At 69.9% G+C, this 20269-nt stretch carries 18 protein-coding genes, 1 tRNA gene and 1 pseudogene; 12 read left to right on the top strand and 8 right to left on the bottom strand.

Annotated elements, in window-relative coordinates; genetic code table 11:
• The first annotated feature begins 100 nt into the window (after positions 1 to 100).
• Positions 101 to 1093, top strand: coding sequence for a helix-turn-helix transcriptional regulator (locus ACWGSR_RS04605; RefSeq protein WP_376233046.1), 993 nt, complete (start codon positions 101 to 103; stop codon positions 1091 to 1093).
• Between the two features lie 8 nt (positions 1094 to 1101).
• A complete protein-coding gene (locus ACWGSR_RS04600) occupies positions 1102 to 1587 on the top strand; it encodes a hypothetical protein (protein WP_453563659.1) in 486 nt (161 codons plus the stop codon).
• Between the two features lie 73 nt (positions 1588 to 1660).
• Here the strand turns inward: ACWGSR_RS04600 and ACWGSR_RS04595 are convergent, their stop codons facing one another.
• Genes ACWGSR_RS04595 through dnaK form a run of 4 tightly spaced genes read right to left on the bottom strand, consistent with a single transcriptional unit; the run spans position 1661 to position 5818 of the window.
• On the bottom strand, positions 1661 to 2104 hold the full coding sequence (locus ACWGSR_RS04595; RefSeq protein ID WP_121830304.1) for a heat shock protein transcriptional repressor HspR: 444 nt from the start codon (positions 2102 to 2104) through the stop codon (positions 1661 to 1663).
• A gap of 4 nt (positions 2105 to 2108) precedes the next feature.
• The gene (gene dnaJ, locus ACWGSR_RS04590; RefSeq protein WP_376233050.1) at positions 2109 to 3284 is read right to left on the bottom strand and encodes a molecular chaperone DnaJ; all 1176 of its coding nucleotides are present in this window, start codon (positions 3282 to 3284) and stop codon (positions 2109 to 2111) included.
• A 30-nt stretch (positions 3285 to 3314) separates the two neighbouring features.
• The gene (gene grpE / locus ACWGSR_RS04585) at positions 3315 to 3977 is read right to left on the bottom strand and encodes a nucleotide exchange factor GrpE (protein WP_376233053.1); all 663 of its coding nucleotides are present in this window, start codon (positions 3975 to 3977) and stop codon (positions 3315 to 3317) included.
• A complete protein-coding gene (dnaK, locus tag ACWGSR_RS04580; protein WP_376233056.1) occupies positions 3974 to 5818 on the bottom strand; it encodes a molecular chaperone DnaK in 1845 nt (614 codons plus the stop codon). Before dnaK ends, grpE begins: the two co-directional genes overlap by 4 nt.
• 261 nt (positions 5819 to 6079) lie before the next feature.
• Between dnaK and ACWGSR_RS04575 the strand changes: the two genes are divergently transcribed.
• The 3 genes from ACWGSR_RS04575 (at position 6080) to ACWGSR_RS04565 (ending at position 10036) form a co-directional block, all read left to right on the top strand.
• Positions 6080 to 6628 carry a sugar transferase gene (locus ACWGSR_RS04575; protein WP_453563475.1) on the top strand — a complete coding sequence of 183 codons (549 nt, stop codon included), beginning with the start codon at positions 6080 to 6082 and terminating at the stop codon, positions 6626 to 6628.
• 128 nt (positions 6629 to 6756) lie between these two features.
• Positions 6757 to 9018 (top strand): (Fe-S)-binding protein, encoded by a 2262-nt coding sequence (locus ACWGSR_RS04570; RefSeq protein WP_453563472.1) that lies wholly within the window; start codon positions 6757 to 6759, stop codon positions 9016 to 9018.
• A gap of 139 nt (positions 9019 to 9157) precedes the next feature.
• On the top strand, positions 9158 to 10036 hold the full coding sequence (locus ACWGSR_RS04565; RefSeq protein ID WP_376233066.1) for a Yip1 family protein: 879 nt from the start codon (positions 9158 to 9160) through the stop codon (positions 10034 to 10036).
• Positions 10037 to 10105: 69 nt separating this feature from the next.
• Here ACWGSR_RS04565 and ACWGSR_RS04560 read toward each other — a convergent pair whose 3' ends face one another.
• A complete protein-coding gene (locus tag ACWGSR_RS04560) occupies positions 10106 to 10603 on the bottom strand; it encodes a phosphoribosyltransferase (RefSeq protein WP_062754055.1) in 498 nt (165 codons plus the stop codon).
• Positions 10604 to 10616: 13 nt separating this feature from the next.
• The gene (dcd, locus tag ACWGSR_RS04555; RefSeq protein WP_362104232.1) at positions 10617 to 11192 is read right to left on the bottom strand and encodes a dCTP deaminase; all 576 of its coding nucleotides are present in this window, start codon (positions 11190 to 11192) and stop codon (positions 10617 to 10619) included.
• Positions 11193 to 11603: 411 nt separating this feature from the next.
• On the opposite strand from dcd, the gene ACWGSR_RS04550 reads away from it, so the two are divergent.
• The 4 genes from ACWGSR_RS04550 to ACWGSR_RS04535 all read left to right on the top strand — a co-directional run bounded on the left by ACWGSR_RS04550 (position 11604) and on the right by ACWGSR_RS04535 (position 15977).
• A tRNA-Gly gene (locus ACWGSR_RS04550) sits at positions 11604 to 11674 on the top strand.
• Between the two features lie 238 nt (positions 11675 to 11912).
• A complete protein-coding gene (locus ACWGSR_RS04545; protein WP_453563467.1) occupies positions 11913 to 14123 on the top strand; it encodes an MMPL family transporter in 2211 nt (736 codons plus the stop codon).
• A 5-nt stretch (positions 14124 to 14128) separates the two neighbouring features.
• Complete coding sequence (locus ACWGSR_RS04540) at positions 14129 to 15310, top strand: sensor histidine kinase (protein ID WP_453563465.1); 1182 nt, start codon at positions 14129 to 14131, stop codon at positions 15308 to 15310.
• Between the two features lies 1 nt (position 15311).
• Positions 15312 to 15977: a response regulator gene (locus ACWGSR_RS04535; RefSeq protein ID WP_453563462.1), complete on the top strand. Its 666-nt coding sequence runs from the start codon at positions 15312 to 15314 to the stop codon at positions 15975 to 15977.
• Between the two features lie 207 nt (positions 15978 to 16184).
• On the opposite strand, the pseudogene ACWGSR_RS04530 reads toward ACWGSR_RS04535, so the two are convergent.
• A pseudogene (locus ACWGSR_RS04530) lies at positions 16185 to 16406 on the bottom strand (NUDIX domain-containing protein); the annotation flags it as partial.
• Between the two features lie 641 nt (positions 16407 to 17047).
• Between ACWGSR_RS04530 and ACWGSR_RS04525 the strand changes: the two are divergent.
• Both ACWGSR_RS04525 and ACWGSR_RS04520 read left to right on the top strand, forming a co-directional pair.
• On the top strand, positions 17048 to 17707 hold the full coding sequence (locus tag ACWGSR_RS04525; RefSeq protein WP_453563460.1) for an SMI1/KNR4 family protein: 660 nt from the start codon (positions 17048 to 17050) through the stop codon (positions 17705 to 17707).
• 4 nt (positions 17708 to 17711) lie between these two features.
• Positions 17712 to 18038, top strand: coding sequence for a hypothetical protein (locus ACWGSR_RS04520; RefSeq protein ID WP_376233084.1), 327 nt, complete (start codon positions 17712 to 17714; stop codon positions 18036 to 18038).
• A 298-nt stretch (positions 18039 to 18336) separates the two neighbouring features.
• Here the strand turns inward: ACWGSR_RS04520 and ACWGSR_RS04515 are convergent, their stop codons facing one another.
• Positions 18337 to 19230 (bottom strand): hypothetical protein, encoded by an 894-nt coding sequence (locus ACWGSR_RS04515; protein ID WP_453563457.1) that lies wholly within the window; start codon positions 19228 to 19230, stop codon positions 18337 to 18339.
• A gap of 61 nt (positions 19231 to 19291) precedes the next feature.
• On the opposite strand from ACWGSR_RS04515, the gene ACWGSR_RS04510 reads away from it, so the two are divergent.
• Positions 19292 to 19738, top strand: a complete 447-nt coding sequence (locus ACWGSR_RS04510) for a hypothetical protein (protein WP_453563454.1) — start codon at positions 19292 to 19294, stop codon at positions 19736 to 19738.
• The last annotated feature ends 531 nt before the right edge of the window (positions 19739 to 20269 follow it).

The raw sequence follows: 20269 nt of genomic DNA, 5'->3' as shown, positions 1-20269 counted from the left end.
ACCTCCCCCCCGCGCTTTAGACGATGGCTCACACCAGCTCCTTTTCACCACCCAAGCCGGGCATCATGTTCCTGTAATGCATGACCCTGAGGGGGTGTAAATGGGGCTTGAATGTGACGCTTCCACACATAAGCACAGTCGCGGGGAACTGTGCGCCGTGGGCAAGGACCTGTACGCGAAAGCCCTCCGCACGGGCCGAATAGCCCGTTCCGAGGCCGAGGCCGCCCCCTGCCTGAAGGAACTGTCGCTCCTGCACCCGGATCCGGACGACAGCCAGTGGCTGCACCCGATCCCGCCCACGATCGCCCTGAACCAGCTCATCCACCCCATAGAGCAGGAGATCCAGGCGCGCCGCCAGCACGCCATCGCCCTGGCCGACGTGTTCGAGCCGTTCCTCGCGATCCACACGCCGGACCCCTCCGCCACACAGGCGATCACCGTCCTCGAAGGCCTCAGCGTCATCAACGCCACGCTGGACCGCGTCATCAACGAGTGCACGACGGAGCTCCTCACCGTCCAGCCGGGCAGCGGACGCCGGCCCGAGACCCTCGAAGCGGCCCTGCGCCGCATGGAACCCCTGCTCGACCGGGGCGTCCGCATGCGCACGCTCTACCAGCACACCGCCCGGCACCACCCCGCCACCCTGGCCTACGTCGAGCGGGTCGCCCCCTACGGGCTCGCCCTGCGCACCCTGGAAGAGATCATCGACCGGCTGATCATCGTCGACCGGAAGGTGGCCTTCGTACCGGCCCGCAGCGACCGCCAGGTCGCCCTGGAACTGCGCCACGAAGGGCTCGTCCAGTACCTCGTCGGCGTCTTCGAGCAGTTCTGGCTGCACGGCGTGCCCTGGGACGAGGAGATCCCCTACAAGCCGTCCGTGGACGGCATCGGCGGCGTCCAGCGCTCCATCGCCCGGCTCCTCGTCGAGGGGCACGTGGACGAGGCCATCGCCCGCCGGCTCGGGATGAACGTGCGCACCTGCCGGGCCCACATCGCCAAACTCGCCGCCACCCTCGGCAGCGGCAGCCGGGCCCAGCTCGGCTACCTCATCGCCCGGTCCGGCATCCTCGAACAGGACGAACCAGCACGGTGAACACCCCCATGGACATGGACGCGGACGTACGGATCGAACTCGACGGGCCCGCCGGGACCCTGCGCGTCTCCGGGCCGGGACTGCCCGTCGTGGAGCTCGTACGGGCCCCCGGGACCGCGCCCGTGGACCACGTCCCGATCGGCACCCGCAAGGCGGCCCTCCTCGCGCTCACCGTGGACGGCGCCCCGGCCGTCCTCCGCCCCGCCCGGGGGCGGCTGCTGCGCCGCTCCTACCGGGTGGACGCCGTCACCGGCGGGGTCCGCCACCGGCTCGTCCCCTGCTCGTACGCGGAGAGCCGGCTGACCCGGGACGGGCGGCGGCTCGGCACCCTGGTCTCCGGCGGGGACGGGCGCGTGGACGCCGAGTGGCCGCCGGACCGCGCCCCCGAACCGCTCGACCTCGCCGTCGGCACCGCCCTCGCCGCCGCCTTCGGCACGGGCGCGGCCCCCTGGTGGGAGACGGTCGGCGACATCGTGACCGAGCTGATCCCCTGATCCCCCGGGACGCGCGCGAGGCCCCCTCCGCGGGTGCGGAGGGGGCCTCGTGGCATGAGGGCGAAGTGCGGGGCTACTCGCCGCGCTTGGGGCGCCAGACCACCAGCGCGCTGGCCTGCTGCACGTCCTGGTACGGCACGAGGTCGCGCCGGTAGGAGGCGTGCACCTGGGCCTCGCGCTGCCGCATCGCCGCCGCCGCGCCGTCCACCGCCGCCGACAGCTCGGCGATCCGGCTCTGGAGCGCCGCGACCTGGTTCTCCAGTTCGATGATGCGCTTGATCCCGGCCAGGTTGATGCCCTCGTCCTGCGACAACTGCTGCACCTGGCGGAGCAGTTCGATGTCGCGGGCCGAGTAGCGCCGCCCCCGGCCCGCCGTGCGGTCCGGGGAGACCAGACCGAGCCGGTCGTACTGACGGAGGGTCTGGGGGTGCAGACCGGAGAGCTGGGCCGCCACCGAGATGACGTACACCGGCGACTCGTCGGTCAGTTCGTACGGATTGCGTCGGCGCCCTTCCACCGGGTCACGCTCCCTTCGCGGCCTGGAACAGCTCGGCCCGCGGGTCCTCGGAGGCGGTCGCCTCGCGATAGGTCTCCAGGGCCTCGCGTGCCTTGTCGTCCAGCTCCTTCGGCACGGCGACCTCGACCGTGACGAGCAGGTCGCCGCGCGTGCCGTCCTTGCGGACCGCGCCCTTGCCCCGGGCCCGCATCTTCCGGCCGTTCGGCGTGCCCGCGGGCAGTTTGAGGGTGACCGCGGGGCCGCCGAGGGTCGGCACCTTGACCTCGCCGCCGAGCGCCGCCTCCGTGAAGGAGACCGGCACCGTGACCGTGAGGTTGTCGTCCTGGCGGCCGAAGACCGGGTGGGCGTCGACGTGCACGACGACGTACAGGTCGCCGTTGGGCCCGCCGCGCTCGCCCGGCGCCCCCTTGCCGCGCAGCCGGATCTTCTTGCCGTCGCTCACGCCGGCCGGGATGCGGACCTGCATGGTGCGGGAGGACTTGGCCCGGCCGCTGCCCTTGCAGACGTCGCAGGGGGTCTCGGCGATGAGGCCGCGCCCCTTGCAGTCCGCGCAGGGGTCGGTGAGCGAGAAGCCGCCGCCGCTGCCGCGCGAGACCTGCCCGGTGCCGACGCAGGTCGGGCACACCCGGGGGGTGCCGTTCTTGTCGCCGGTGCCCGAACACGCCGTGCACGGCTGCTGGCTGGACATCCGCAGCGGCACGGTCGCGCCCTCGATGGCCTCGGTGAAGCTGAGCGTCACCTCGGACTCGACGTCCTGGCCGCGCCGCGGCTGGGTGCGGGCGCCGCCCCCGCCGCGGTTGAACAGGCCGCCGAAGACGTCCCCGATGCCGCCGCCCCCGCCGCCGAAGCCGCCGGGGCCGCCCTGGGCGCCTCCGAAGAGGTCGCCCAGGTCGAAGTTGAACGAGCCGCCGCCCCCGGGACCGCCGGCCCGGAGGCCGCCGTTCCCGAAGAGCGCGCGGGCGTCGTCGTACTCCTTGCGCCGCTTGGGGTCACCGAGGACGTCGTTCGCCTCGGAGATCTCCTTGAAGCGCTCCTCGGCCTTGGTGTCGCCCTTGTTGGCGTCCGGATGGTTCTCGCGGGCGAGCTTCCGGTACGCCTTCTTGATCTCGGCCTCGGTGGCGTCCTTGGGGACGCCGAGGACCTTGTAGTAGTCCTTCTCGACGAAGTCCTTCGTGCTCATCGACGTCCCTCCTTCCGGACGATCGTTGCGTCACCCCTCCTCGGGGGCACCGCTCTCCTCGTCGGCCGACTGCTTCTCGTCCTTGGCCGGGGCCGCGCCCGGCTGGGGCTCGGCGACGGCCACGCGGGCGGGCCTGATGGTCCGCTCGCCGATCCGGTACCCGGGCTGCAGGATCGCCACGCAGGTCGTCTCGGTGACGTCCGGCGCGTACGAGTGCATCAGGGCCTCGTGGATCGTCGGGTCGAAGGGCTCGCCCTCCTTGCCGAACTGCTGCAGACCCATCTTGGCGACGACGGTCTCCAGCGATTCGGCCACCGACTTGAACCCGCCCACGAGCTCGCCGTGGTCCCGGGCCCGGCCGACGTCGTCGAGCACGGGAAGGAGCTCGGACAGGAGGCTCGCGACGGCGATCTCCTTGACCGTGACCCGGTCCCGCTCCACGCGGCGGCGGTAGTTCTGGTACTCGGCCTGGAGCCGCTGGAGGTCCGCGGTGCGCTCGTCGAGCGCGGAGCGCACCTGGTCCAGCTGGGCGGTGAGGCCCGCGGTACCGGCCGGCTTCTGGCTGCTTGCGTCCCCGGCCGGGGCCGTCGCGTCCTCCTGGGCGGAGTCCTCGACGGCCTCGGCGGCGTCGTCAGGGGTGGCGCCGGAGGGGACGTCGGGCTTCTCCTCGAAGCCCGGGGTCTCCTCGGTCACGCCTGACCGCCCTTCTTGGGCTCGTCGTCCACGATCTCGGCGTCGACGACGTCGTCGTCGGCCTTCGCCTGGCCGGCGGCACCGGCGTCGCCGGCCGCCTGGGCGCCCTGGGCGTCGGCGTACAGCGCCTGGCCCAGCTTCTGCGAGACGGCTGCGACCTTCTCGGTGGCGGTGCGGATCTCGGCGGTGTCCTCGCCCTTGAGCTTCTCCTTCAGCTCGGCGAGGGCCTCCTCGACCTCGGCCTTGACGTCGCCGGGGACCTTGTCCTCGTTGTCCTTGAGGAACTTCTCCGTCTGGTAGACGAGCTGCTCGCCCTGGTTGCGGGACTCGGCGGCCTCGCGGCGGCGGTGGTCCTCCTCCGCGTACTGCTCGGCCTCCTGGCGCATCCGGTCGACCTCGTCCTTCGGCAGCGAGGAGCCGCCGGTGACGGTCATCTTCTGCTCCTTGCCCGTGCCCAGGTCCTTCGCGGTCACGTGCATGATGCCGTTGGCGTCGATGTCGAAGGCGACCTCGATCTGCGGGACGCCGCGCGGGGCCGGCGGGAGGCCGGTCAGCTCGAACATGCCGAGCTTCTTGTTGTACGCCGCGATCTCGCGCTCGCCCTGGTAGACCTGGATCTGCACGGACGGCTGGTTGTCCTCGGCCGTCGTGAAGATCTCGGACCGCTTGGTCGGGATCGTGGTGTTGCGCTCGATGAGCTTGGTCATGATGCCGCCCTTGGTCTCGATGCCGAGGGACAGCGGGGTGACGTCGAGGAGCAGGACGTCCTTGACCTCGCCCTTGAGGACGCCGGCCTGGAGGGCGGCGCCGATGGCGACGACCTCGTCCGGGTTCACGCCCTTGTTGGCCTCGCGGCCACCGGTGAGCTCCTTGACCAGCTCGGCGACGGCCGGCATGCGGGTCGAGCCGCCGACGAGGACGACGTGGTCGATCTCGGAGAGGGCGATGCCCGCGTCCTTGATGACGTTGTGGAACGGAACCTTGCAGCGCTCCAGGAGGTCCGAGGTCAGCTGCTGGAACTGGGCGCGCGTGAGCTTCTCGTCCAGGTGCAGCGGGCCCTCGGCGGAGGCCGTGATGTAGGGCAGGTTGATCGTGGTCTCGGTCGAGGACGAGAGCTCGATCTTCGCCTTCTCGGCCGCCTCGCGCAGACGCTGGAGGGCCATCTTGTCCTTGGCCAGGTCCACGCCGTGGCCGTTCTGGAACTGGGTCACCAGGTAGTCGACGACGCGCTGGTCCCAGTCGTCGCCACCGAGGTGGTTGTCACCGTTGGTGGCCTTCACCTCGACGACGCCGTCGCCGATCTCCAGGAGGGACACGTCGAAGGTGCCGCCACCGAGGTCGAAGACGAGGATCGTCTGGTCGTCCTTGTCGAGGCCGTAGGCCAGGGCGGCCGCGGTCGGCTCGTTGACGATGCGCAGGACGTTGAGGCCCGCGATCTCACCGGCCTCCTTGGTGGCCTGGCGCTCGGAGTCGTTGAAGTACGCCGGGACGGTGATGACCGCGTCGACGACCTTCTCGCCCAGGTAGGCCTCGGCGTCCCGCTTCAGCTTCTGCAGGATGAAGGCGCTCATCTGCTGCGGGTTGAAGTTCTTGCCGTCGATCTCGATCTTCCAGTCGGTGCCCATGTGGCGCTTGACCGACCGGATGGTCCTGTCGACGTTGGTGACGGCCTGGCGCTTGGCCACCTCGCCGACGAGCACCTCGCCGTTCTTGGCGAAGGCGACGACGGACGGCGTGGTCCTGGCGCCCTCGGCGTTGGTGATGACGGTGGGCTCGCCGCCTTCCAGAACGCTGACGACGGAGTTAGTCGTGCCCAGGTCGATGCCGACCGCACGTGCCATTTCGATTCCTCCAGCTGACTGACTTGAGTGGTACTGGCTCAAGGATGCACGACTCCGGGGGCCGAGTCAACAGACCTGAGTCGATTCGGCTCAACTCTTCGTCGGCCCATTCGCTCAAAGGCCCGGCCCGGAGGGGTGAGGGAGCGCGTCATTCCCCTTCCCGGGAGGGCGACCCGTGAGAGAGTCCGGGTGCCCCTTCCCGGGCAAAGAGGGCATATTCCACGAATATCCCATGATTCTCACGCGGAAGGATGTGGGGGAATGGCAGCGGATACGGGAACGGCGGCCGGCAGGGGAACGGCGGCCAAGCGCGCCTTCGACGTCCTGGGCGGTCTCGCCCTCCTCGCCGTCCTGTCCCCGCTGCTCACCGCCGTCGCCCTCTCCGTCGCGCTCGGCTCGGCGACGCCCGGCCGCGGGGTGCTGCGCCGCCGGACGGTGGCGGGCCTGGAGGGGCGGCCCTTCACGATGCTGACCTTCCGCACCAGGAGCCCGCTGGCCGCGCTGCCCCTGCTGCTGCACGTCGTGACGGGCCGGATGTCGCTCGTCGGACCGTGTCCGCTGACCCCCGGCCACCGGGAGTGCGCGGGCGAGGGACGCCGCCGGCTCTCCGTACGACCGGGGGTCACCGGGCCGTGGCAGATCAGCGGCCGCTCGGACCTGCCGTGGGAGGAGCGGGAGCTGCTCGACCTCCACTACGTGGACCACCACTGGCTGGGGACGGATCTGCTCGTCCTGGCGCGTACGCTTCCAGCAGTGCGCAGACGCCGCGCGGCAGGCCGCGCGGCGGGTCGCCCGGCAAGGATTGCCTAAGTCCCGGCAAGGGTTGCCTGAGCGACACAGATCACCGCGAGGGCCCCTGCATCAGCGGGCCCCGAACGGGTAATCTCAGCACGGACTCCATAAGTTACCGCTTAGTAGGCCCGCCCGAGGAGCCCCTCATGCAACTCGCCGCGATCATCGTGTCGATCGCCATCACGGTGGTGGCCGTCGCGCTGTTCGGCCGTGCCACCGTGCAGATCTACCGGTTCGTGCGCCTCGGGCAGCCCGTGCCCGCGGGCTCCCGCACCGGCGACCCCACCCAGCGCACGGTCACCCTGGTCAAGGAATTCCTGGGCCACACCCGGATGAACCGCTGGGGCATCGTCGGCTTCGCGCACTGGTTCGTGGCCGTGGGCTTCTTCTCGCTGCTCCTCACGATCGTCAACGCCTTCGGCCAGCTCTTCCAGGCCGACTGGCTGATCCCGATCATCGGCGACTGGCTGCCGTACGAGATCTTCACCGAGTTCCTCGGCCTGATGACGGTCCTCGGCATCGTGACCCTCATCGTGATCCGGCAGCTCAGCAACCCGGCCAGGGCGGGCCGCAAGTCCCGCTTCACCGGCTCCAAGACGGGCCAGGCCTACTTCGTCGAGGCGGTCATCCTGATCGTCGGCGTCTGCATCATGACGCTGCGGGCCCTCGAAGGCGTCCAGCACCACGTGACGGGCTGGGAGCCGGGCTTCTTCGCCTCGTACCCGCTGATCGCGCTGCTCGACGGCCTCGACCTGAGCACCGTCCAGCACCTCACCTACTTCTTCGCCGCGCTCAAGATCGTCACGTCCTTCACCTGGATGATCACGGTCTCGCTCAACACCAACATGGGTGTGGCCTGGCACCGCTTCCTCGGCTTCCCGAACATCTGGTTCAAGCGCAACGCCGACGGCGCCACCGCGCTCGGCGCGCTCCAGCCGATGACCACGGCCGGCAAGGAGATCGACTGGGAGGACCCGGCCGAGGACGCCGTCTTCGGCGTCTCCCAGGTCGAGCAGTTCTCCTGGAAGGGCATCCTCGACTTCTCCACCTGCACCGAGTGCGGCCGCTGCCAGTCGCAGTGCCCCGCCTGGAACACCGGCAAGCCCCTCTCCCCCAAGCTCCTCATCATGTCGCTGCGCGACCACGCGCACGCCAAGGCGCCCTACCTGCTCGCGGGCGGCGGCAAGACCATGGAGGGCGAGGAGAAGGCCACCGAGGAGCAGCTCAAGGACGTCCCCGCCGCCGCCCTGGCCGAGGCCGAGCGCCCGCTGATCGGCACCGCCGAGGAGAACGGCGTCATCGACCCGGACGTGCTGTGGTCCTGCACCACCTGCGGCGCCTGCGTCGAGCAGTGCCCGGTCGACATCGAGCACATCGACCACATCGTCGACATGCGCCGCTACCAGGTGATGATCGAGTCCGCGTTCCCGTCCGAGGCGGGCACGATGCTCAAGAACCTGGAGAAGAAGGGCAACCCCTGGGGCCTGGCGAAGAAGCAGCGCGTCGAGTGGACCAAGGAGGTCGACTTCGAGGTCCCGATCGTGGGCAAGGACGTCGAGGACCTCTCCGAGTTCGACTACCTCTACTGGGTCGGCTGCGCCGGCGCCCTGGAGGACCGGGCCAAGAAGACCACCAAGGCCTTCGCCGAGCTGCTGAACATCGCGGGCGTCAAGTTCGCGATCATGGGCGGCGAGGAGAAGTGCACCGGTGACTCCCCCCGCCGCCTGGGCAACGAGCCGCTCTTCCAGCAGCTCGGCGCCGAGAACGTCGCCATGCTGAACATGGCGTTCGGCGAGGACGACGAGGACGAGTCGACGAAGAAGCCGAAGTCGGCCAAGAAGATCGTCTCGACCTGCCCGCACTGCTTCAACACCATCGCCAACGAGTACCCGCAGCTCGGCGGCGACTACGAGGTCATCCACCACACCCAGCTGCTCCAGCACCTCATCGACGAGGGCAAGCTGATCCCGGTGACCCCGGTCGAGGGCCTCATCACCTACCACGACCCCTGCTACCTGGGCCGCCACAACAAGGTCTACACGCCCCCGCGCGAGATCATGTCCGCCGTCCCCGGCCTGCGCCAGCAGGAGATGCACCGCCACAAGGAACGCGGCTTCTGCTGCGGCGCCGGCGGCGCCCGGATGTGGATGGAGGAGCGCATCGGCAAGCGCATCAACAACGAGCGCGTCGAGGAGGCCCTGTCCCTCAACCCGGACATCGTCTCCACCGCCTGCCCCTTCTGCCTCGTCATGCTGACCGACTCGGTCAACGGCAAGAAGAACGACGGCAAGGCCAAGGAGTCCGTCACGGTCGTCGACGTCGCCCAGCTCCTCCTCGACTCGGTGAAGACCCCGGCCGACCCGGAGCCGGCGGAGGAGCCGGAGCAGGAGCCGGAGCCCGCCGCGTAACGGCATCGCGTACGGAAGGAGAGGCCGCCCCGCACGACATGCGCGGGGCGGCCTTTCCCGTACGTAACGTCCCTTAGGGGATGTCACAGGTCAGCCGCAAAGAGGCGCCCGACCGGCGGAAGCGGGTACGTTCATTGACGTGGCTGGATTCAGGAACGGACGCGGCCGGGACAACCGCCCCCCGCAACAACGACCGCAGCAGGCGCCGTACGGGTACGACGCGGCCCCGCCGCCCCACGCACGGCAGCAGTGGCCCCAGCAGGGCCAGGGCCAGGCGCCGTACGGGCAGCAGGGCGGCCATCAGGGCGGACAGCAGCCCTACGGCGAGCCGGAGTACTTCGGCGACCCGTACGGGCAGGAGCAGCACCCGCACGCGGCCACGGCGAACAACCCGGGCCACACGCAGATGTTCAGCGTGGACGACCCGTACGGCCCGGCCACGCCCCACCACGCCGGCGCGGCCCCCGTCCCGACGGGCCCCCGGCTCCCCTGGAAGGCCCTCCTGAGCGGCATCGTGCTGCGCCCCGCGGACACGTTCCTGCGGACGCGGGACCACGCCGTCTGGGGCCCGGCGCTGATCGTCACCTTCCTCTACGGCCTGCTGGCGATCTTCGGCTTCGACAAGGCCCGCGACGAGGCGATCAACGCGACCCTGTCGACGGCGATCCCGTACGTCCTGATGACCGCCCTCGGCTTCGTCGTCGGCGGACTGATCCTGGGCGCGGTCACCCACACCCTGGCCCGCCAGCTCGGCGGCGACGGCTCCTGGCAGCCGACGGTCGGCCTGTCGATGCTGATCATGTCGATCACGGACGCGCCCCGGCTGGTCTTCGCGCTCTTCCTGGGCGGCGAGAACGGCCTGGTCCAGGTCATCGGCTGGCTGACCTGGCTGGCGGCGGGCGCGCTCTTCACCGTGATGGTGAGCCGCTCCCACGACCTGCCGTGGCCGAAGGCGCTGGGCGCGTCGGCGATCCAGCTGGTGGCGCTGCTGAGCCTGATCAAGCTGGGCACGCTGTAGGGAACGCGACGGCCGTACGGAAAGGCCCCCGCCGGGTGTCGGCGGGGGCCTTCTCCATGTCCTGGGGACTCAGGCGTCGAGGACCTGACCCTCACGACGGACGACGGGCGGCTCGACGCTCCAGGGAAAATTGATCCACTCGTCGGTCTTCTTCCACACGTACTCGCACTTCACGAGGGAGTGGGACTTCTCGTAGATGACGGCCGAGCGGACCTCGGCGACGTGGTCGACGCAGAAGTCGTGGACGAGCTTCAGGGTCTTGCCGGTGTCCGCGACGTCGTCGGCGATCAGCACCTTCTTGTCGCTGAAGTCGATCGCGTTGGGGACGGGCGCCAGCATGACGGGCATCTCAAGCGTGGTCCCCACGCCGGTGTAGAACTCCACGTTCACGAGGTGGATGTTCTTGCAGTCCAGGGCGTAGGCCAGACCGCCGGCGACGAAGACGCCGCCGCGGGCGATGGAGAGCACCACGTCGGGCTCGTAGCCGTCGTCGGCGATGGTCTGCGCCAGCTCGCGGACCGCGAGGCCGAACCCCTCGTACGTCAGGTTCTCGCGTACTTCACTCATGACTGCGACCGCCTCACACCTGGGTCCGATGGAAGTTCATGTACGAGCGGGAGGCCGTCGGTCCCCGCTGGCCCTGGTACCGCGAGCCGTACCGCTCGCTCCCGTACGGGAACTCGGCGGGCGAGCTCAGCCGGAACATGCACAGCTGGCCGATCTTCATCCCCGGCCAGAGCTTGATCGGCAGGGTGGCGAGGTTCGACAGCTCCAGGGTCACGTGCCCGGAGAACCCGGGGTCGATGAACCCGGCGGTCGAGTGCGTCACGAGCCCGAGCCGCCCGAGGGAACTCTTCCCCTCGAGCCGGGACGCGATGTCGTCCGGGAGGGTGATGACCTCGTAGGTGGAGGCGAGCACGAACTCGCCCGGGTGGAGGATGAACGCCTCGTCGCCCTCCGGCTCGACCTCGCGCGTCAGGTCGAGCTGCTCGGTGGCGGGGTCGATGTGGGGGTAGCGGTGGTTCTCGAACACCCGGAAGAAGCGGTCAAGCCTCACGTCGATGCTCGAGGGCTGCACCATGGATTCGTCGTACGGGTCGATGCGCACCCGTCCGGCGTCGATCTCGGCCCGGATGTCCTTGTCTGAGAGAAGCACGCCCCCACGATACGCAGGGGGCGCGGGCCCGCCCCAATCGGCGGGGCTCCGCGCCCCCTGCCCTCTTGTTCAGCTCCGCTCGAGCTCCACCGGCACGGCGTGCCGCAACCGCGCACACCGCGGACACCGGATGAGCCGCCCGGGCCCGATCCGCCCGGCCCCGAGCTGCTGGAGCGGGAACGAGGCGGTACTGAACACGTGCCCCTCGGCACAGCGGACGACGGTGCGCTCCATGGAACCCATCAAGTCCCTTCCCCTACACATGCGGTGGACGAGACAGCCACATTAGGCGACCGCGGGCCCCACCCCGGGACGGCACTCCGCACACGCGCCGGAGGGAGGGCGACTTCGTCTCGGGTGGCACATGGGGTACAGTGTGCAACGATGCGGCAGAGATCATCGGGCCGCTGCGCGGATGTAGTTTAATGGTAGAACATGAGCTTCCCAAGCTTATAGCGCGGGTTCGATTCCCGTCATCCGCTCTTGCAGGAAGGCCCAGGTCAGCGACCTGGGCCTTCTTCGTTGTCCGTGCCTGTTCCGGAGTCCCGCAGCACTCGTGCACCATTTCCCTCCCGGCCGGCCTGCTCGGCGGGCTTCCACCGGGCGTGTGCGAGGTCGTCGGCAGCGGTGGCGCTCCCCTGCCGTCCACCGACAGGTGGACGGCAGGTTCAACCGGCCGGGCGTGTCGGGCCATGCCCCCCGCCGACCAGGATCTCCGGTATGAGTCAACTCCCTGTGCGGATAGCCCGTTGGAGCGCCCAGCACGCATGGCGTGCGATCGCCGGCTGGTTCGCGTTCGTCATTCTGTGCCTCGGCATCGGCATCGCGGTCGGCACCAACGAAGCCACTGTCGAGGACTTCCGGGTCGGTGAGGCGGGGCGCGCCGAGGCGGCGGCAGCCGAAGGGGGCCTGCAGCGCCGGCCCACCGAGCAGATCATCTTCTACGCCAAGTCCGGACCGCCGGACATGGCCGCAGCCGACGCCGCGGCCCGGGACCTCACCGCGCGGATGCGGAAGCTGCCCGAGGTGGAGAGCGTGGCGGCCCCGGTCCGCTCCACGGACGGCAAGGTGCTCAGAGTCTCGGTGGTCCTGAAGGGCCCCGAGCTGGACGGCAGGAAGAACGTCGTCCCGCTCCTCGAACAGACGGCGAAGGTGCGCGACGACCACCCGGACCTGGTCGTGGAGGAGACCGGTTCCCCCTCCATCAGCAAAGGCGTCAACGATCAGCGCGGGAAGGACCTCGCGCTCTCCGAGCGCATCACGCTGCCGGTTACGCTCATCACCCTGCTCATCGTTTTCGGCTCAGTGGTCATGGCCGGTGTGCCGCTGCTCCTCGCGCTCTCCTCGATCGCCGGCGCCCTGGGGCTGTCCATGGTCGCCTCCCACGCCCTGCCCGACCCCGGTGTCGGGACCAACATGATCCTGCTCATCGGCCTGGCAGTCGGAGTCGACTACACGCTCTTCTACCTCAAGCGTGAACGCGAGGAACGGGCCCGTGCCGGTGGTCGGCTCGACTCGGAAGCCCTGGTGGCGCTGGCATCGGCGACCGCGGGCCGGTCCATCGTGGTCTCCGGCCTCGCCGTGATCGTCTCCACCGCCACCCTGTATCTGGCCGGGGACGTCATCTTTTCCTCGCTGGCGACGGGAACCATCCTGGTGGTGGCGGTCGCCATGGTCAGTTCCCTGACCGTACTTCCCGCACTCCTTGTGAAGATCGGCCACCGGACCGAGCGCCGTTCGGCCCGTAAAGCCGCCCGCCGGGCGAGCCGCGGCAAGCCGGTCCGTACGAAACGGGCGGAGGCCGAAACCGGCCGGGTGTTCGGCGCTCTGCTGCGGCCCGCGCGGAAGCGTCCCGCCCTCACCCTGTGCGTATCGGTGCTGGTCATGCTCGCCCTGGCGGCGCCCGCGCTCGGCATGAAGCTCATCGACCCGGGCAAGGACACCTTCTCCCGCGACATCCCCGCCATGCAGGTCTACGACCGGCTGAACGCGGCCTTCCCGGAGCTTTTGGTCAAGCACGAGGTCGTCGCCCGCTCCACCCCGGACCGGGCCGCGGAGGTGAGGCAGGCTCTGGCGGATCTCGGCCGGCGGGCGCAGGCCGATCCCCTGTTCACCAGGAGCGCCGAGCCGGTGGTGCGTACGTCGGCCGACGGCCGGATCAGCGTGCTGGAGCTGGCCGTCCCGTACCCCGCGCCCTCCGACGAAGCGATCGAGTCGCTCGGCCATCTCCGTAAGGACCATGTGCCCGCCACGGTCGGCAAGCTGTCCGGAGTGGAGACGGGGGTGAGCGGTGACGTGGCCCGCGGCCGCGACTACGTGCATCACGAGAAGAGCAAGCTGCCTCTGGTCATCGGGTTCCTGCTGCTGGTGACCTTCGGGATGACCGTGTGGGCGTTCCGCTCGGTGGTCGTCGGCCTGATCGGCGTCGTACTCAATCTGCTGTCCGCCGGGGCCTCGCTCGGCCTGCTGGTCGTCTTCTTCCAGGGGACGTGGGCCGAGGACCTGCTGGCCTTCGACTCCCTCGGCGCGATCGCGTCCCGGGTGCCGCTGTTCCTCTTCGTGATCCTCTTCGGCCTGTCGATGGACTACCAGGTGTTCGTGGTCAGCCGGATCCAAGAGGCCATGCACAACGGGATGCCGGCCCGCGAGGCGGTGCTGGACGGCATCACCCGGTCGGCCAAGGTGGTGACCAGCGCGGCGATCGTCATGGTGACGGTGTTCGGCGCTTTCGTCGCCCTGCACCTCACCGAGATGAAGCAGATGGGCTTCTGTCTGGCGGTGGCCGTGCTGCTGGACGCCGTGGTCATCCGGCTCATGGTCCTGCCGTCTCTCCTGCTGCTGCTCGGTGAGCGGGCGTGGTGGCCGCTCCGGCCGACCCTCACGGCGCCGATCACCACCCCGGCCGCCCGTCCGTGCGAGAAAGTAGTCTGACGATCATGCTTCAACGGCCGCAGCGCGGCGACCCGTTCTGGATATGGACGCTCCACTGGTGGGACGTCATGTCCTGGGTGATCATCGGCCTGCTGGCCGTGATCACCATCGTGGGAGACACCCCCCGCACGACCGGGTACGGGTCGCTGGCGCTGCTGGCACTTCTCGGCATCTGCTACGGGCTCGTACGCAGACGCCCCGGCAATCCGGTGCTCGGTGCGTACGCCTATCTGGCCCTGTTGGTCCTCGTCCTGGGCGGACTCGCCTACCTCCGCGACGGCTTCGGGGTGCTGTACACGCTGGCGCTCCCGCAGTTCGTCATCTTCGTGAACAGTCTGCGGGCCTCGATCGTCTACAGCGGGCTCGGCGCCATGGCCATCACGGTCGGCGGCAGCCTGCGGGAGGGTTGGAATGCCGATGTTCTCACCACCAACACCCTCTCTTCGATCGGCGTCTACGCGGTGGGCATCCTGATCGCCGTACTGACGCCCCGGGCTCTTGAGCTGCGCGACGAACGTGTGCAACTACGTGCCGAGTTGAAGAACGCCCAGCTGAGCCTGGACGAGGCGCACCGGCTCCAGGGCGCCGCAGAGGAGCGCGAGCGCCTCGCACGGGAGATCCACGACACCCTCGCCCAGGGCTTCGCCTCCATCATCGCGCTGGCGGAGGCGGCACGCTCCGGCCTCGAAACCGATACGGAGAGGAGCGCGCAGCAGCTGCGGTCCATCGAGCAGACCGCCCGCGAGAACCTCGCCGAGGCCCGCGTCCTCGTCGGCTCGGCCCCCCGGAGCGGCGTGGCTCCCGGCTCGGCGGCCAGAACCCTGCGGCGGACCCTGGACCGGTTCACCGAGGACACCGGGGTCACCGTCACCGCAGACCTGCCGGACATCGAGTGCGACCAGCCGACTCGGATCGCGCTGCTCCGCTGCACTCAGGAGTCCCTCGCCAACATCCGCAAGCACGCGGCGGCCTCCGCCGTGGATGTCGTCCTGGCACTGCAGCCGTTCGGCATCGAGCTGGAAATCATCGACGACGGACGGGGCTTCGTGGTCGAGGAGTCGCGAGGCTTCGGACTCAACGGCATGCGCAAACGCCTTGCCGAACTCGGTGGCGAACTCACCGTCACCAGCTCGGTCGGAGACGGCACCCGCATCCTCGCCATGATTCCCACGACCGGTCAGGTGTGACATGACGACATCGGCAGACGTGCTCCGCATCATCCTGGCCGACGACCACACGGTGATGCGTGCCGGCCTGGTCGCGCTGCTGGCCTCCGAGCCCACCATCGACATCGTCGGCGAAGCGAGCGACGGCCGGGAGGCGGTCGAGCTGGTCGACCGGCTGCGGCCCGACCTGGCGCTGCTTGATCTGCGGATGCCGGTGCTCGACGGGGTGGGTGCCACCGCGGAAATCGTCGTGGGCCGTCCGGGTACTCGCGTGCTGATCCTGACCACCTACGACACCGACACCGAGATCGAGCATGCAGTAGAGGCGGGCGCGACCGGCTACCTCCTCAAGGACGCCACCCGCGAGCAGCTCGTCGAGGCCATTCACTCGGCGTCCCGGGGCGAGACCGTCCTGGCCCCGCGCGTCGCACAGCGTCTGGTGGCCAAGATGCGCCGGCCCTCGCCGGTGACGCTCACCGCACGCGAGGTGGACGTGCTGAGCGCGGTCGCGGACGGCCTGTCCAATCCGGAGATCGGCAAGCGTCTGGTCATCTCCGAGGCCACGGTGAAGACCCATCTGCTCCGGATCTTCGCCAAGCTGAACGTCAGCGACCGCACGCGCGCGGTCGTGCTGGCCCTGGAAGGGGGTCTGCTGAACCGGCGTCAGCCCGGCTGCGGCTCGACCTGAGCGGCCTGCGGAGTGGCTGCGGACGCAGGCGTCGATGGCGCCGCGCAGGACGTGGGCGATCTCCTCGGGCTTGAGGTCGATGCCGTCGAGGCCCTCCACGGTCAGCGGGATCTCCTCCCGTGCGTATGCGCCGCGTCCCTCGGCGCTGAACTGGGGGCCGGTGCGGCCATCGAAGGACCACGTCGTGATGCGGGCGAGGTAGCAGAGCTGACGCTCGGTGTCGGACTCCATCGTGCGCAGGAGGCGGACGATGTCGGCCTTCCCCGCGATCTCCTCGTGGATCTCCCGGTGGAGAGCGGCCTCTCGGGGCGCGTCGCCCTCCTCGACCCCGCCGCCGGGCAGGAGGCCCTCGTCGCCCGGCTCCTCCCCACGCTCCCGGCTCTCGCGCCCGGAACGGGCCCGCTTCCTCCGCGAGCGGCCGGCCACCATCACCCGGCTGCTCGCCGAGCACCTTCCGGACCGGCGCTGGCAGGCACTGCAAGATGGCTCCGTTCTGTGGGTCCAGCTACCCAGGGGCACGGACGCCCGGCTCTACGCGCAGATGGCTCTGCGCCACGGCGCGGAGGTCATCCCGGGCGCCACGATGGACGCGACGGGCGCCTACTACGACTACATCCGCCTGCCCTGTTCCTTCGCCCTGGAGACCGCGGCAGCATGTGCCGACGGCTCGCGGCGGCCTGGACCGCGCTGTCCCGGAGCATTCGCCCTCACCGTGCCAGTAGGGGCGGTGAACAGCGGTTGCCAAGGATTCGGACGGCGTAGCCAGGACGAGTGCTTTGGCCTGCGTTCCCGCAGGTCAGAGGCTATGCGTGGACCCAAGTGCCGAGTGATTCCCACGCTTGTGGCGCGGGTTCGATTCCCGTCATCCGCTCTTCTACGAAGCCCCAGGTCAGCGACCTGGGGCTTCGTCGTACAGATCTCTCAGCGCGTATGGTCGGCGGGTCGGCCGACCTGTTACCCCCGTCGCAAGCGATCACGCCGGCCGCGGCAGAGGACAGCGTGCGCCGAGCATTCTCGCTCCGGAGATAAACCCCGTGTCGGTGCGGTGCGCGTCTCACTAGCGTGTGCCCATGAATGAGGTCACCTGGGTGGGGGTGCGGGAGCGGGTTCTCCGGCTCGCCGAACACCCTGAAGCAGACAAGGCCTTCGGCGTGCGGGGGCACGGCTTTCGCCTCGGTCCGGTCATGAGCGAGGAGCAGCTCCGGGTGCTGGAGGTGGAGCTGGGCGTCGGTCTGCCCGCGCAGTACCGGAGCTTTCTCCTCCATGTCGGAGCAGGTGGAGCCGGTCCTCACTACGGCCTGATGACACCGTCCTTGGGCGACGGTGGGTGGCAGTGGCGCGGCATCGGGCTCGCGTTCTCCGCCCGGCCGACCACCGCCGAGTTCGCCGGGCGGCCCTTCGTGGCCGAGGTGCTGCAGGGTGAGCTCGACGCGCTCGACGCTCAGGAGCCCGAGAAGGACGCCTTCGCGACCGACGAGGAGTTCCATCATGCTCACGCGGCCTGGGACGCGCGCTACGAGGAGCTGTACGACGCGCAGGAAGCGGGCGCGGTGTTCCTCAGCGAGCAGGGATGCGGCTACACGTCGCTGCTGGTGATGACAGGCCCGCACCGGGGGGCCATCTGGGAGGATCTGAGACCGATGGACCGGGGGATCGAGCCGACCGGACACGACTTCGCGCACTGGTACCGAAGCTGGCTCGAGCGCACCGAGCAACGGCTCGATACCTGACAGGGTGACGACGATGCAGTACTGCGAACGCCACGAAATGCACAACTGCGCGGACTGCGCTCCGCCCGCACCGCGCAGCAGCGCACCCACCAGCGAATGGGAGGGCTGGCCGGCAGCCGCGATCATCATCCACGCCAGCGGCAAGGCCCACCTTCCCGGCTGCATGCACATCGTCCCGGCCGATATCCGGCCACCCCGCTACGGCTGGGTGCTCACCCCATCACCCGGGGCCTGGCGCCGCCTCGCGCCCTCCAGCCCGCTCCGCGCCACCCAGGGCAACACCGAGCGGGCGGCCATGAGTCGCTGCGAGAGCTGCGACGCGACGCAATAGGGACGCGGCTCGATTCCCGGGGGAGAACCTGTCCGTTCAGGTTCAGCCGACCGTGCCCCAAGCGTGCCCTTCGGAGCGGTGAACAGCGGTCAGAACGGGTACGGCCGGATCACCGTCAAGTGCCGCCCATGAGAGCGTTCCCACAGGCCAGGGGCGGGATGATCGACCTGAGCTTCGGTGATTCCCGCGCTTATGGCGCGGGTTCGATTCCCGTCATCCGCTCTTGCGCGAAGCCCCGGGTCAGGGACCCGGGGCTTCGTCGTTGTCGCTCCTTGCGAAGGGGACCGCGAGGGGGTCGCTAGGCGAAGGCGGGAAGGGCCAGACCGAGGGTGCCCCAGCCGAGGAGGGCCGTGAGGGCCGCCGAAACGGCTGACCGGAACAGCCGCTTGCAGAGGTACGCGTCCAGGCCCCTGCACACGACCGCGCGGGCGGGGTGCTTGAGGTGGTAGGCGATGTTGTACGGCGTCCCCTGTGCGTCGTGGGGCGCGCGGCGGAGCTTTCCGTCGGTGGCGGTGTAGCCGTAGCGGACCTGGCCGCGGATGAGGGTGGGCACCGTCTCGACCGTGACGCCGTGGCGGGGCAGGTACCAGATGTTCCACGGGACCGACGCCGCGCCGATCGTCACCCGGGCCATCAGCAGTGTGACGGCGCCGACCAGGAGCACCGCGAGTGCGCGGGACGCGTGGTCCCCGGCGATCACCACGCCCGCGGCGAGGGCGACGAGTCCGAGGCCGAGTGCGGCCGTCACCCCGGTGACGACGAGAGCGGCCGGCGTTCTCGGCTCCGTGTCCTCCTCGGCCTCCCGCTCCCGGAGTGCCCGCGCCTCCCGTTCCTCCCGTGCCTCCCGCTCGGCGTCCTCCGCCGCCTCGTGCGTGATCGTCACGAGCGTCGAGCCGTCCACCGGGTCCTCGCCGGCGGGACGTTCGGGCAGCGCGCCGTTCACCGCCTCCCCGAAGACGGTCGCCGAGGCGCGGGACACCCCCTCGATCCGGTACCGGGTCGGCTCGGTCCCGGCGGGTGCCGTCAGCTCGACGGCGACCGCCCGCCCGTCCGCGTACACGCGCGCGACGGCGGCGAGAGGGATGCGGACCTCTTCGCGAGGGCAGCGCAGCAGCAACCCGGCCGGGTCGGACCGGAGTTCGGACCCCTGGGCGCCCCGGAGGACGGGTACGGACGGGAAGGTGATCGGCATGCGGGCGATCGTAGGGGACGGGGATTCCCGGTGAGTACCCCGCTGGCATACGGTCTGCGCTGTGAACGCGGTCACCCAGGTACTCATCCTGTTCGTCTTCGTGGGCCTGGCGGTGGTCGCCCTCGGCCTGCTGATCATCGGCGGCCCGAAGGCCGAACTCCGCAACATGAGGGAGCTGGAGAAGACCGGCGTCGAGGTCCCTGCGACCCTGGTCTCGATGGCGCCTCACAAGACCTACCTGACCGTCGTCTACGAGTACACGACCGCGGACGGTTCCCAGGCCCGCCACACCTCATCGACCGGCCGCAACCCCCTGCACGTCGTGGGCGAGACGTACCCGCTGGTGCGGACGGCGCACCCGTCCAAGAACGTCTGGATGGGGACGATGGCCGCGGTGCGCCATGAGCGCGCGGGGACCGAGCATCACATCCGCTTCATGGTGTGCGTGATCCTCGCGGGTGTCACGACCTGCGCCGTGGCTGTGACGGGCCTGGTCCTCCTCCCCTGACTCACGTCGTCAGAGGGATGCTCCTCGCGGCGGGGGGAGTCGGGTACCGGGGCAACCGGATCCCGTGCCCCCACCGGGAGCCGCCCCGCCGTCACTCCGCCGGCCGCGTGCCCCGTTCGTGCCCGTCAACGCGGCGAACAGCGGTCACCGCTCTTGCGCGAAGCCCCGGGTCAGGGACCTGGGGCTTCTTCTTCGTCCGAGCCCGGCCACCGCTTCCCCCGGTCCTGCCGTTGCCGTCGCCGATTAGCTCACTGACGGACACGCGAAAATCTGTCACGGCCATGGTAGACATTTGACGGGGGCGTGGTTATGTTTTCTCTCGTAGCCGAGGAAGACAGCAGGCCTGGCAGAGACGAACTGCCGGCAAGCGGTATCAGCAGTGCACGCAGTCGCAGGACGGTACGGCGGTGGAGTTCCGAAGCCAGGGTTGTCGCAGGACGGTGACGGGGCTGACGGCCGGACCGGGTGGCCCGCAGTGATCAGGGGCCGCCGGCACGGGACCGCGGTCATGGCGGATGCGGTACTCGTGAA

The organism is Streptomyces sp. NPDC055632, assembly GCF_053618675.1.
The sequence above is the reverse complement of the archived record's forward strand: the minus strand, read 5'-3'. Positions and strand labels throughout refer to the sequence as shown.